Here is a 12,964-nt window from a genome sequence, read left to right as displayed (position 1 = left end):
GGCTCAGATGATGCCGAAAAGCATCCCTGCCGCGAGCACCACGAGGGAGGTCAGGGCCGCCCATTTCACGGTGAAGCGGGTGTGGTCGCCGAATTCGACCCGGGCCATGCCCACGAGCACGTAGACGGCCGGAACCAGCGGGCTGGACATGTGCAGGGCCTGCCCGACCAGGGAGGCGCGGGCGATCTCGAGCGGGGCGACCCCGTGGGCGGCGCCGGCCTCGGCGAGGACCGGCAGGACGCCGAAGTAGAAGCCGTCGTTCGACATGAAGTAGGTGAGGGGCAGGCTCAGCAGGCCGGTGACCAGGGCCATGTGCGGGCCCATGCCGTCGGGGATGGCGCCGACGAGCCAGTCGGCCATGTGCTTGACCATGCCGGTGCCGGAGAGGACCCCGGTGAAGACGGCGGCGGCGAAGACCATGCCGGCGACGTTCAGGACGTTGTCGGCGTGGGCGGCGATCCGGGCCTTCTGGTCGGGCATGTGGGGGAAGTTCACCGTCAGGGCGAGGGCGGCGCCCAGCAGGAACAGCACCGGGATCGGCAGCAACTCCATGATCATCGCGGTGAGCAGGGCGACGGTCAGGCCGGCGTTGAACCAGTAGAGGCGGGGGCGGAGGGTCGGACGGTGGGGGTCCAGGCCCTGCATCTCCCCGGGTCCCTCCGCGGGCGCCGCCGCGCCGGGGGCGGGCTCGGTGTCCGCGTCCGGGCCGGCGCCGCTCCCGCCGCCGGTGGCGGTACGGACGCCCCCGGAGGCCTTCTGCGCACCGGATCCGGCCGCGACCAGGGTCTCGGACTCCCGCTCGGCCTCCTCGCCGGGCATGACCAGGGATCCGACCCGGCGGCGCTCGCGCAGGCCCAGCACGTAGGCCAGGACGAAGACGCAGACCAGTCCCATGGCCAGGGCCGGGATCATCGGGACGAAGATGTCCGCGGCGTCGAGCTTGAGCGCGGTCGCGGCGCGGGCGGTGGGGCCGCCCCAGGGGAGGGTGTTCATGACCCCGTTCGCGGTCGCCGCCACACCGGTCATGACCACGAGGCTGAGGCCGAGCCGCTTGTAGAGCGGGTACATGGCCGAGACGGTGATCATGAAGGTGGTCGACCCGTCGCCGTCGAGGGAGACGATCGCCGCGAGGACTGCGGTGCCGACCACCACGCGCATGGGGTCGGCCTTGCAGAACCGCAGGATGCCCCGGACGACCGGGTCGAAGAGGCCGACGTCGATCATCACGCCGAAGTAGACGATGGCGAACATCAGCATGGCGGCGGTTGGCGCGAGCTTGCCGACCCCGTCGATGACGTAGTCCCCCAGGTGCGCGCCCTTTCCGGCGAACACGCAGAAGAGCGCGGGGATGAGGACGAGCGCCGCGATGGGCGACATTTTCTTCAGCATGATCAGGACCAGGAAGGTCGCGATCATGGCGAAGCCGAGGAAGGTCAGCATGCAGGGAAGGTAGGTGCCGCCTCCTGGGGCCAACAAGACGTCCGCGCGTGAGCAATACGAGCAAAACCCCAGCTCAGGGCAGGGGTGTCAGGGTGACGGGGAATCCGTTGAGCACCGCGGTGCCGGAGAGCGGGTCCAGGCGGCTGCCGTCGAGGAGCTGGTTCACGTTGACCCCCGGTGCGGCGCCGGCCACCGTGAGCCGGGTGCCGCCCCGGTCGTGGCCCCACCCGTGCGGGAGGCTGACCACGCCGGTGCGGACGGCGTCGGTGACCTCCACCGGGACGTCCAGGCTGCCCCCGTCGGCGGTGACCCGGGCCAGGCCGCCGTCGGCGAGACCGAGCCGGCCGGCGTCGTGGGGGTGGACCTGGAGGGTGCAGCGGTTGGAACCTCCGACCAGGGCCGGGACGTTGTGCAGCCAGCTGTTGTTGGACCTCAGGTGGCGGCGGCCCACGAGCACCAGGGCGGCGGGGCGTTCGGCGAGCGCCCCGCGCAGCCGGGGCAGCTCGGCCGCGATCGGGTCGGGCAGCAGCTCGATCCTGCCGCTGCGGGTCCTCAGCAGCCCCGGGAGCCGGGGGCGCAGCGGTCCCAGGTCGATGCCGTGCGGGTGCGCGAGGAGCCGCTCCAGGCTGAGCCCGTCCTGCGCCGCCCCGGGCCCGGCGGCGCCGAACAGGTCCCCGTACGGGCCGAGTCGGAGCATCAGGTCGAGTCGGCGCTCGGGGCCGTTCTCGCCGGTCAGCTGCCCCGCGAGGCGGTCCGGGTCGGCTCCGTGCAGGGGGGAGTGGCGGTCGGCGGTCTCCTTGGCGAGGGCGGCCCGGATCGCCGTCTCGTCGACGGCGGACGGCTCGGCGGAGCCGTGCATGCCGGAGACGGCCAGGACGAGGCGGGCGAGGATCTCGCACTCGTCGAGCCGGTCCGCCTCCAGGGGGACCGCGGGCCGGGTGTAGCGGACCTGGTTGCGGATGGCGAACCCGTTGAAGGCGAAGTCGTGGTGCGCGCTCTGGGAGGGCGGCGGCGGGGGCAGCACGACGTGGGCGTGGCGGGAGGTCTCGTTGAGGTAGGGGTCGACGCTGACCATGAAGTCGAGCCCGGCCAGGGCCGCGTCGAGCCGCCGGCCGTCGGGGGCGGACAGCACGGGGTTGGCGGCGATGGCGATCAGGGCGCGGACGCGCCCCTCCCCCGGTGTCTCGATCTCCTCGGCCAGGGCGGCGGTGGGCAGTTCGCTCTTGACCTCGGGGTGTCCGCTGACCCTGCTGTGCCAGCGGCTGAGGGCGAACCCCCTGCCGGGCCCGGCGGGACGGGGCCGGGGGCCGGTGGCGGGGAGCGGGAAGAGGGCCCCGCCGGGGCGGTCGAGGTTGCCGGTGAGGATGTTCAGGACGTCGACGAGCCAGCTGGCGAGCGTCCCGTACTCGACGGTGCAACTGCCGATCCGCCCGTAGACGGCGGCGGTCGGCGAGGCCGCGAGCTCACGGGCGAGGGCGCGGATCTCCTCGGCGGGCAGGTCGCAGGCGGGGGCGACGGCCTCAGGAGTGAAACTCGCGAGGGCGTCGGCGAGTTCCCCGAGCCCCTCGGTGTGTTCCGCGAGGGCTCCGGGGGCGGCGGGCTTCTCCTCCAGGAGGGTGTGCGCGAGCGCCGCCAGCAGCAGGGCGTCGGTGCCGGGGCGCGGCGCGAGGTGCCGGTCGGCGAGCCGGGCGGTGCGGGTGCGGCGCGGGTCGACGACGACGAGCGTGCCGCCCCTGGCACGCAGGGCCTTGAGCCGGCCGGGGAAGTCGGGGGCGGTGCACAGGGAGCCGTTGGACTCGACCGGGTTGGCACCGATGAGCAGGAGGAAGTCCGTGCGGTCCAGGTCGGGCACCGGGATGGCGAAGGGGTCGCCGAACAGGAGCCCGCTGGAGACGTGTTTGGGCATCTGGTCGAGGGTGCTGGCGGTGAAGAGGTTGCGGGTGCCGAGGGCGCCGAGCAGGAGCGGCGGGTAGAGGGCGCCGGCCATGGTGTGCACGTTGGGGTTCCCGAGGACCACGCCCACGGACTGGGCGCCGTGTTCCCGGACGAGGGCGGGCACGGCGGCGGCGATGGCCTCGTACGCCTCTTCCCAGGTGGCTTCGCGCAGGTGCCCGTCCCGGCGGACGAGGGGGGTGCGCAGGCGGTCGGGGTCTCCGTCGAGGGCGCCGAAGGCGGCGCCCTTGGGGCAGACGAAGCCGCGGCTGAAGACGTCGTCCCGGTCGCCGCGGGCGCCGGTGACGGTGGTGCCCTCGATGGTGAGGGTGAGGCCGCAGGTGGCTTCGCAGAGCGGGCAGATACGCGGGGCGGTGCGGGGCATGGGCCCTCCTGGGGCGGCGCGGGCGCACGGGCGCCCCGAGCATACCGACCGGTAGGGACGCCGGGGAGGGGGTTGCGGAAGCCCGTTCGAGCGCGGGAGGAAGGGCAGCCGGGGAGGCTGGAGAGGCTGGAGAGGCCGAGGAGGCCGGTCAGTCCAGGACGCGGGCCAGGTAGGCGTGCATCATCGCCCGGGTCTCGTCGATGATCCCGGGGTCCCCGGCGGGGTCGGAGCGGAAGGCCAGCTGGACGAGGGCGTCGGTCGCCTCGACGGCCACCAGGACCGCCCGCCCGAGGACCGGGTCGGGGGCGAGTCCGAGGTGGGTGCGCAGGAGGTCGGTGAGGCGGGCCGCGACCTGGTGGTTGGGGTCGGCGGCGGGCCCTTCGGCCGGGGGCGCCGGGATGCCGAAGTCGACCAGGGCGAAGCCGGGGACGCTCCGTTTCATGGCCAGGTACTCGTCGAGCACGGCGTCCACGACGGGCCGCCAGTGGGTGGCGGGGAGCAGGGCGAGCCGCGCCGTGATGCCCTCGGCGTACCGGTCGAGGTTGCGCTGGGCCAGGGCCGCGGCCATGGCCCGCTTGTTGCCGAAGAAGCGGTAGACGGAGCCGATGGGCACTCCGGCGCGCACGGCGACGGCGCGGGTGCTGAGGTTCTCGTACCCGGTCTCGTCGAGGAGTTCGGCACAGGCGTCGAGGATCCGTGCGAGGCGGTCGGCGCTGCGCTGCTGGACCGGGGTCCGGCGCAGGGGGTGGGCGGGAGGCACGGGATCCATCATGCCCTTTCGGTCGGCTCAGTTCAGGAGGAGGGTGAGCCCGCCGATGGTGTACGTGATCATCAGCGCGAGCAGCGGCAGCTGTCCGGCGACGGCCTTCGCCGGCGGGAAGAGGCGGACGGAGCGGTCGTGCGCGGCGATCACTCCGAGTACGTGCCCGGCGACGACGGCGATCACCTGGAGGGCGGCGAGACCGCCAGGACCCAAGGGGGGACTGGGATCGGGGGCGTTGTCAGTGCCGAGTGCCATGATTACCGTGCGTGGTCCTTCGGTGACGAGAAGGGAGAAGTAATGGGCGATGAGATAGCCGAGGGCGATCGGCACGAGTGAGTGCGCGAAGGCGGTCAGCGGGCGGGGGTGCGGGCCGCTGACGAGGCGGGTGGCTCCCGCGCACAGGCAGTACAGGGCGGCGACGAGGGCGATGGAAGCGAGCAGTCCGAGCGTGGCCGTGGGGGTGCGGCCGAGGGGGGAGGTCTGAGTGGCGTTGATCCAGGAGGGGTTGTCGGAGTAGCCGTCGTAGGCGGTGGAGCCGAGGAGGACGCAGACGGTGGCGACGAGTCCGGGCCGCTCGGGCGTCGCGTCGAGTCCGTGGAAGGGGTTGCGCAGGACGAGGCGGCCGTCGTCGCGGCGGCCGAGGGGGGAGAGCTGGGACAGCAGGTCGGAGTAGACCTCGAAGGCGTCGGCGCCGGCGAACCAGCCCTCGCCGTAGCGGGCGGCGAGGAGCAGGTGCGCGGCGGCGTAGCAGGTGAGGGCGGTCAGGAGGGAGGTGGTGGATGCGGGATCGGGCGAGACGAGTTCGAGCCAGGTGAAGGCGAACAGTCCGGCGGCGGCGGGCCATTGGCCGAGCCCGGGCGGCAGGGGGCGGCCGGCTCCCGGCGGGCGGCGGCGGGCCACGCTGAGGAGCCGGTGCAGGGTCCGGAGGGGGTTGAGCAGGCGCCAGACGGGGCCGAGGAGGAGGGAGGCGGGCACGAGTCCGACCCAGAGCAGGACGTAGACGGCGCCCGGAGCGGGGTTGCGGGCGGGGTCGTCGGGACCGAGGAGGAGGTGGAGGAGTACGGCGAGGGCTGTGGCGAGACCCAGTCCGCGCAGGGCGGTGCGGGTGGCCGGCGCGTCGGCCACCCGCTGGAGCCCGGCGGGCAGGGCGAGCCCGGAGCGGGCGCCGCGGAAGCGGGAGGCGGACCAGAGGAGGCCGAGTGCGAGGAAGGAGACGAAGAGCGCGGTGAAGGCGCCGGCGAAGGCGTAGAAGGGGGAGACCGGCAGATCGTGCTGGGAGCCGATCCCGTGCGCGAGGAGGGCCGTCGGGTCGGCCGGGTGGAGGACCACGCCCTGGCCGGACCCGTGGCCCGGCCCCGGCAGCACGCCGGGACCGGCCGTCCCGGGCCCGCCGGGGAGCAAGCCCGGCCAGCCCCCGCCGGGTGGCCCGCCCGGGAGGGCGGGCACGAGGAGGGCAGTCACGGGTAGGGCGGTCACCGGACGAGGAGCTGGGTCAGGACGAGCCGGGACTCGTGGGTCTCGACCTCGAAGAGGCCCGTGCGGTCGGCCGTCAGGACCAGGGTGGCCTCCTGGCCCGCCGGCAGGGCGAGTTCCTTGTCGTAGCCGTGGACGTGCAGGGTGTCGGCGCGGTCGCTGGTGACGCGCAGGGCGATCCGTTCGCCGCGCTTGAGCTCGGTGCGGGCGGGCGGCGGGGACACCTTGCCGTCCCGGACGGTGAGGGTGACGGTCCGGTCGGCCTCGGGTGCCTGCGGGGGCGCCAGGGAGCCGGTCGGGGCGGGTGCGGGGTGGCTGTGGGCGTCCTGGCCCGGGGGGCCCGCGGTCAGCTGGACCGTCGACTCGACCGGTTTCCCCGCGACGGCCCAGGCGGTGTGGTCGTCCGCGTAGAGGCGGACGGTCAGGGTGTGCGGGCCCTGGGGTACCTGCGCCGCGGGCAGGTGGAACCAGGGGCCGTACACGCGGGCCAGCTTGTGGCCGTCGAGGTCCAGGTGGGCGTGGCCGGCGCCCGGGAGGGCGGCGCCGCCGGTGCTGTCGGGGGTGAAGCGGAAGCCGGTCACGGCCAGCTGGAGGTTCCAGCCGTCCTCGGAGTCGGGGCGGGCGGTGAGCCGCACCTCCGGCGCGCCCTGGGCCGGGACCTCGCGCAGGCGGTGTCCGCCGCCGTCCTGGGCGTCGAGCAGGGTGCCCACGTCGCCGGAGGCCTGCTCGTGGGTGGTGCCGGGTTTGTGGTGGGTGGTGGCGCGGCCGCCGCAGCCGGTGGCGGCGCCGCCCACGAGCAGCAGGAGCAGGACGGCCAGCGCGGCCGCGCGGGCGGGCCTGCGGCGCCGGCGTGCGCTCCGGGCGACGGCGGCCCGACAGACGTCGCAGGGGACGCGGGGCTCGGCGGGGTCGTTCACTGCGGGCCTCCGGTGGTCGGGCGCGCCGGGGCGGCGGAAGGCCGCACCCGGCCGCAGGCTGCGGAACGCCCGGGCGGCGAGGGGCGGGGTTCGGGGGTGGGGGTCATGCGGTGGCGCCGGCGGAGGTCGGGGCCGGGGTGGGGTCGTCCGTCGGGAAGCCGGACGGGGTGGGTGGGCCGGGGCGGGCGGAGGCGACGGCCGTCCACAGGACCCATACGACCGCGACCAGGGCCCGTATCCAGGCGGGGCTCAGCGGGATCCAGGGGATCATCAGGACGGCCTTGTCGAAGGCGTCGAGCAGGGTCAGGGCGCCGAGGAGGAGGGTGAGGCGGGCCAGCCAGGGGCGGTCGGGGCGCAGGGCCAGGCCGGTGCCGGTCCACCACAGGCCGAGCAGGAGCAGGGCGAGGGCGGGGACGGGGGTGTGTGCCAGGGACGTCGTGGAGCCGGCGACGTCCAGGGCCAGGCCGGCCAGGCCCAGCAGGGCGGCGGCCGTGCCGAGCCGGGAGCGGCGCAGGCGGCGCGCCCACAGGACCCCGCCGACCAGCAGCAGGACCGCCGCGACCGCCAGGGCGATCTGGGTCTCCACCCGCTCCAGCCCCCGGGCCCCGTACCAGTCGCAGCCGGCCGGGAGCCTGCGGGCCTGGACGTTGTAGTCGGCGCAGACCAGCAGCTGGGTCAGCTTGACCGGTTCGCCCACGAGCCGGGCCGAGGCGCCGCTGACCTGGCCGCGCGCGGTGCCGCACTGCGGGAGGGTGCCCGGGCTGGAGCCGTCGGGGCCGTCCTGCCAGCAGTTGCCGCGGCCCTGGCCGTCCCACCACACGTCGCTGCCGTTGGGGCGGGAGGCGCCGGACCGGTCCTTGCCGAGGATGTTGCCCGTGTAGCGGTTGTGGTGGGAGGTGTCGGTCTGCTTGGACCACTTCTCCTCGCCGCGGATGAAGGCCGGCACCGCGCTGAGGAAGAACCCCGCGCGCCGGTGCCCGTAGACCCAGTTGTTCTCGTAGAGGTTCCAGTTGCCTCCGGCGGTGATGATGCCGGTGCCCGGCGGCATGGAGATCTGCGGGCAGACCACGCCCTGCTCGTAGCCGCGCTCGACGGGCGGTTTGGCGCAGGTGCCGTCGGCGACGTAGTGGTAGTAGTCGGCGTTGTTGTCGTGGATCAGGTTCCGCTCGAAGCGGGCGTGGTTCTGCGGCAGGCCGGGGTGTCCGGGGAAGGCGCTGTCCATCGAGGCGCCGCCCATGTTCTGGTCGAACTCGTTGTCGTGGACGTACACGGAGTCCCCGGCGGTCCCGGAGTAGCCGACCATGTTGTGGTGGCTGCGGCAGCCGGTGATCTCGATGGAGTAGCGGGGCACGTCGTAGCCGCGGCCGTCGTTGATGTTCGAGGCGCTGCCGGGGTAGATGCCGGAGTCCCCGTTGCCGTAGGACTCGCAGTTCTTGTACAGCCCGTGGTCGCTGGCGAAGGTCAGGAAGCCGTACTCGTCGTTCCAGCGGGTCAGTACGTCGTCGATGACGAAGCCGTCGGCCGCGAGCACGTACAGGGAGTTGAAGGTGGTGCGCTGCGCGGTGAAGTTGCGGAAGTAGACGCCGTCGGAGCCGTCGGCGCGGATGGCGTTCAGCTTCTGGTACTTGGCGTCGACGACCACGTCCGTACGGGCGGCGCCGGTGCCCTCGATCTGCAGGTCCTTCTTGCCGAGGATCGCGACGAGGTTCTGGTTGTGGCGGCACCGCACCTGCTGCTCGTACGACAGGATCTGGTAGCCGAGCGCCGAGTCGGGCGCCTTGAGGTGCGCGCACTCCCCCGTCGGCTTGGGGAGCGAGGGCTCCTCCTCGTAGAGGCCGGGGAGGATCGCGATGTTCATGCCCGGCCGGTCGACGGCGTCCACGGCCGCCTGGAGGTGGCGGTAGCCGCTCTTCTCACACCGTTCGTACAGGGTGAGGTTGCGCTGTCTGAGCTGCTCGGGGAAGCCCGCGACGCGGCGTTCGAAGTCGGCCCGGTCCGTCTTGCAGACCAGCAGGTCGGGCTCGGCGGCGCGGTACAGGGGGACGGATCCGGTGCCGTCGGGGAGGGCGACGGGGCGCTCCTCGTGCGCGCGGGCGTCCGGCGCGGCGGCGAGGAGGGACAGGAGCGCGAGGAGGGCGGCGAGGAGCGCCGCCGGCACGGCAGGGAACCTGCGGGTCCACGACATGCGCGAGAGAGTAGAGCAATGTTCATCTTTTCGGATCCCCCCGCGCACGAACCCGGCGGAGACACGCGTCCGCCCGGCGACCGGCCCCCGGCCGGACCCCGGGCCGGACCCCGGGCCGGACCCCGGGCCGGACCCCCACCGCACCCTGACCGGAAAGACGGCGTTGACGTGTGGGTCGCGGAATCCTACTGTCAACCATAGGATTCCTTCGACGGAGCGGGAGCAGCCCATGAGCGAGCAGGCCAGGAAGACGGCGCAGGCGCTGGAGTACCTCACCGGATTCGGCAACGAGCACGCCTCGGAGGCCGTGCCCGGCGCACTCCCGCACGGCCGCAACTCCCCCCAGCGCGCCCCCCTCGGCCTCTACGCCGAGCAGCTCAGCGGCAGCGCCTTCACCGAGCCGCGCCGCCACAACCGCCGCTCCTGGCTCTACCGGATCCGCCCCTCCGCCGCGCACCCGGCCTTCACCCGCGTCGACAACGGCACGCTGCGCACCGGCCCCTTCACCGAGGCCGTCCCGGACCCCAACCGGCTGCGCTGGAACCCGCTGCCCGACCCGGCCCCGGGCACCGACTTCCTGGCGGGCCTGTGGACCCTGGGCGGCAACGGCGACGCCACCCAGCGCACCGGCATGGCCGTCCACCTCTACTCCGCCAACGCCGACATGACCGACCGGGTGTTCAGCGACTCCGACGGCGAGCTGCTGATCGTCCCCGAGCGCGGCGGCCTGCTGCTGCGCACCGAGCTCGGCCTGCTCAGCGCCGGCCCCGGCGAGGTGGCGCTGATCCCGCGCGGCGTCCGGTTCCGCGTCGAGCTCCTGGACGGCGACGCCCGCGGCTACGTCTGCGAGAACTACGGCCAGCCCTTCGAGCTGCCCGACCTCGGCCCGATCGGCGCCAACGGCCTGGCCGCCGCCCGCGACTTCCGCGCGCCGGTCGCCGCGTACGAGGACGTCGAGCGCCCGACCGAGGTGGTCAACAAGTTCTGCGGCAACCTCTGGGCCGCGACCTACGACCACTCCCCGCTCGACGTGGTCGCCTGGCACGGCACCCACGTCCCGTACGTCTACGACCTGCGGAAGTTCAACGTCATCGGGACCATCAGCCACGACCACCCGGACCCGTCCATCTTCACGGTCCTGACCTCGCCCTCCGACACCCCGGGCCTGGCGGGCGTGGACTTCGTGGTGTTCGCCCCGCGCTGGCTGGTCGGCGAGGACACCTTCCGCCCGCCGTACTTCCACCGCAACGTGATGAGCGAGTACATGGGCCTGATCGAGGGCGCCTACGACGCCAAGGCCGAGGGTTTCGTCCCCGGCGGCGGCTCGCTGCACAACATGATGTCCGCGCACGGACCCGACCGGGAGACCTTCGACAAGGCCAGCGCCGCCGAGCTCAAGCCGCAGAAGATCGACGACGGCCTGGCCTTCATGTTCGAGACCCGCTGGCCGATCACCGCCACCGCCCAGGCGGCCGGCGCCGGCCACCTCCAGCGCGGATACGACGACGTCTGGGAGGGTCTGGAGCGCCACTTCCGCGCCTAGGATTCCCCCTGCCCCCGCAACGCACCAGCTGAAGTCCCGTACGGAGAACCACCCGTGACCGCCTTCGCCCCCGACTCCCTGGTCCTGAACCGGAAGCTGCCGCTCTGGTACCAGGTGTCCCAGTCGCTGCGCGCCTCGATACTGGGGCGCACCCCCGACGCCTCGCTGCGCCTGCCCACCGAGGAGCAGCTCGCCGAGCACTACGGGGTGAGCGTGCTGACGATGCGCCAGGCGCTCAAGGAGCTGGAGGGCGAGGGCCTCATCAGCCGGCACCGGCGGCGGGGCACCTTCATCGAGCCGGGCGCCCGCCGCAGCGCCCCGGTACGGCTGCTGGGCTCGGTCGACGCGATCGTGGCCCAGCAGTCGGGCGAGCGGACGACGGTCCTCGGGCGCGAGCGGACGCCGGTGTCCGGGGAGCTGCTGGAGCACTTCCCGGACCTGCCGGAGGTGGTCGCGTACCGCCGTCTGCGCTACGACGGCGAGAGCGGGGAGCCGACCAACTGGGCGGAGAACGCGGTGCGCCCCGAGCTCGCCGAGGGGGTGGACCTCGCCGACCTGGAGCGCTGGCCGATGACCAAGGTGCTGCGCGACGTCGTCGGCGTGCGGATCAGCCGGATCACGGACACCGTCGAGGCGCGCCTCGCCGACCCGGAGACGGCCGAGCTGCTCCGGGTGCCGCTGCTGAGCCCGATCCTGCACTACACGGGCGTGACGTACGGGGAGGACGGGCGGGTGGTCGACGTGGCCCGGATCCGCTACCGGGGCGACCGGTTCTCCTTCACGGTCACCGTCGACGCCCCCTGAGCGGGCCCCGGACGCTCGGGACGCTCCGGGTTCCCCGGGCTCCCCGGGAACGCGCTACTTCTGCTGCTCGTTCTCCTCGGTGAGGCGCTCGCCCTCCGCCTGCGAGGGCGTGGTGCGCATCGTCTGGGGGTGGTGGCGCTGCTCCCTCTGCTGCTCGTCCATGTCCTCGTCGAGCCGCTCTCCCTCGGCCTGCGAGGGGGTCGAATACTCGTCGTACTGACTCATGGCGCGCTCCTCGGTCCGTACGGATGCGTATGTAGGTGACGGACGCGTACATAAGGAGCGTAACCCTTCGGCCGGGACGCGGCCCGGGCCCGGCCGGCCGTCGCTACCATCGGCCGGGTGAGCGAAGACGTACCGCTGCTGGACGATCTGATGCCCTGGTCCGTGAGCGGCCTGCGCCTGGGCCGTGCCTGGGTCGCGGCCCCCGACCCGGCCACGCTGCGCGCCCGCTGGGCGGCCCTGACCGGGGCCGAAGGGCCGGAGCGCGAGAGGCTGTTCCGGCCGAGCCGGGCCCGTACGCCCGCCGCCGGCGCGGCCGCCCTGCCGGGGCAGCGCTCGGCGGCCACGGCCCGCTTCACCGATGACCCGGGCCCCTTCCCGGACCCCGTACGGGTGCTCCGCGCGCCCTTCGACGAGCAGTGGCTGCTGCCCGACCAGCGGCTCATCGACGCGGCCCGCCCGGAGCTGTGGCGGGTCCTGGACGGTCAGCAGCTGTTCCTGCTGGAGAACCCGGGCCTGCTGGTCACCGCCCACCTCCCGGCCGGCCGGCTCGGCCGGATCCGCCCGCTGCACCGGCGGCCGGGCGGCGCCGAGGCCAACCTCGCGCCGGGCCTGCCGGCCCTGCTCGGGTCCCGCTACGGGGGCTGGGTCACCCCGGAGGACGTGCTGTGCTGGATCCTCGCCGCCGGGCGCCCCGGGGTCCGGGGGTACGAGGTCCCGCTCGCGGCCGACCCCGAGCGCTGGCGGGCCGGGCTGGAGCTGGGCCACCGGCTGCTCACGGTCCAGCTGCGCGGGGCGCGGGGCGGGGAGCCGCCCCGGCTGCCGGGCGGGCGGCGGCCGTACGTCCGGGCGGCGGTGACGGTCTGGCCGCGGGAGCTCGCGTACGACCCGGAGACCGAGACCCTGTCCCTCGGGGACGGGACCGTCTCGCCGGTCCCGGCCGGGGCCTGGGAGTACGAGGCGCAGGGCGTGCGGGTGCTGGAGTCCTGGTTCGCGGCCCGGAGCGCGCACCGCGATCCGGGGGTGCGGGACCTGGAGGGGTTCGGGCCGGCCGAGTGGCCGCAGTCGTGGACCTCGGAACTGCTCGCGCTGGTGACCACGCTGGCGCTGCTGGCGGATCTGGCGCCGGAGCGGGCGGCGTTCACCCCCGGGCCGCCGCTCCCGGCCGCCGAGCTGGCGGCGGCCGGGGTGCTGCCCCCGCCCCGCTGGTCCCGCCGCCCGGCGTCGGTGCTGGACCATCAGGAGGAGGGCCCGGGCGGGCAGTTCGCCCTGCTGTGACCCGCCCGCAGGGGCGGGCGGG

Annotated in this window: 10 protein-coding genes; 3 read left to right on the top strand and 7 right to left on the bottom strand. The window is 74.2% G+C overall.

Annotated elements, in window-relative coordinates; translation table 11 throughout:
- Positions 1–3: 3 nt before the first annotated feature.
- The 6 genes from AB0O29_RS17845 to AB0O29_RS17820 form a co-directional block, all read right to left on the bottom strand.
- Positions 4–1,440, bottom strand: coding sequence for a citrate:proton symporter (locus AB0O29_RS17845; RefSeq protein ID WP_365152667.1), 1,437 nt, complete (start codon positions 1,438–1,440; stop codon positions 4–6).
- A gap of 73 nt (positions 1,441–1,513) precedes the next feature.
- Entirely contained in the window at positions 1,514–3,757 is a 2,244-nt protein-coding gene (locus AB0O29_RS17840; protein WP_365152665.1) for a molybdopterin oxidoreductase family protein, read from the bottom strand.
- 148 nt (positions 3,758–3,905) lie between these two features.
- Positions 3,906–4,526: a TetR/AcrR family transcriptional regulator gene (locus AB0O29_RS17835; RefSeq protein WP_365152730.1), complete on the bottom strand. Its 621-nt coding sequence runs from the start codon at positions 4,524–4,526 to the stop codon at positions 3,906–3,908.
- An 18-nt stretch (positions 4,527–4,544) separates the two neighbouring features.
- Positions 4,545–5,849: a hypothetical protein gene (locus tag AB0O29_RS17830; protein WP_365152728.1), complete on the bottom strand. Its 1,305-nt coding sequence runs from the start codon at positions 5,847–5,849 to the stop codon at positions 4,545–4,547.
- Positions 5,850–5,992: 143 nt separating this feature from the next.
- On the bottom strand, positions 5,993–6,811 hold the full coding sequence (locus AB0O29_RS17825) for a hypothetical protein (protein WP_365152726.1): 819 nt from the start codon (positions 6,809–6,811) through the stop codon (positions 5,993–5,995).
- Between the two features lie 202 nt (positions 6,812–7,013).
- Entirely contained in the window at positions 7,014–9,095 is a 2,082-nt protein-coding gene (locus AB0O29_RS17820; protein WP_365152663.1) for a right-handed parallel beta-helix repeat-containing protein, read from the bottom strand.
- Positions 9,096–9,324: 229 nt separating this feature from the next.
- Between AB0O29_RS17820 and hmgA the strand changes: the two genes are divergently transcribed.
- Entirely contained in the window at positions 9,325–10,638 is a 1,314-nt protein-coding gene (hmgA, locus tag AB0O29_RS17815) for a homogentisate 1,2-dioxygenase (protein WP_365152661.1), read from the top strand.
- A gap of 54 nt (positions 10,639–10,692) precedes the next feature.
- Positions 10,693–11,442, top strand: coding sequence for a GntR family transcriptional regulator (locus AB0O29_RS17810; RefSeq protein ID WP_365152659.1), 750 nt, complete (start codon positions 10,693–10,695; stop codon positions 11,440–11,442).
- Between the two features lie 54 nt (positions 11,443–11,496).
- On the opposite strand, the gene AB0O29_RS17805 is transcribed toward AB0O29_RS17810, so the two are convergent.
- The gene (locus tag AB0O29_RS17805) at positions 11,497–11,667 is read right to left on the bottom strand and encodes a hypothetical protein (RefSeq protein ID WP_365152657.1); all 171 of its coding nucleotides are present in this window, start codon (positions 11,665–11,667) and stop codon (positions 11,497–11,499) included.
- Between the two features lie 150 nt (positions 11,668–11,817).
- On the opposite strand from AB0O29_RS17805, the gene AB0O29_RS17800 reads away from it, so the two are divergent.
- Complete coding sequence (locus AB0O29_RS17800) at positions 11,818–12,942, top strand: type ISP restriction/modification enzyme (protein ID WP_365152724.1); 1,125 nt, start codon at positions 11,818–11,820, stop codon at positions 12,940–12,942.
- Positions 12,943–12,964 lie beyond the last annotated feature (22 nt).

The sequence above is a fragment of the Streptomyces sp. NPDC089915 genome, assembly GCF_040684675.1.
Classification (GTDB): domain Bacteria; phylum Actinomycetota; class Actinomycetes; order Streptomycetales; family Streptomycetaceae; genus Streptomyces.
This window is presented reverse-complemented; position numbering and strand designations above follow the sequence as displayed.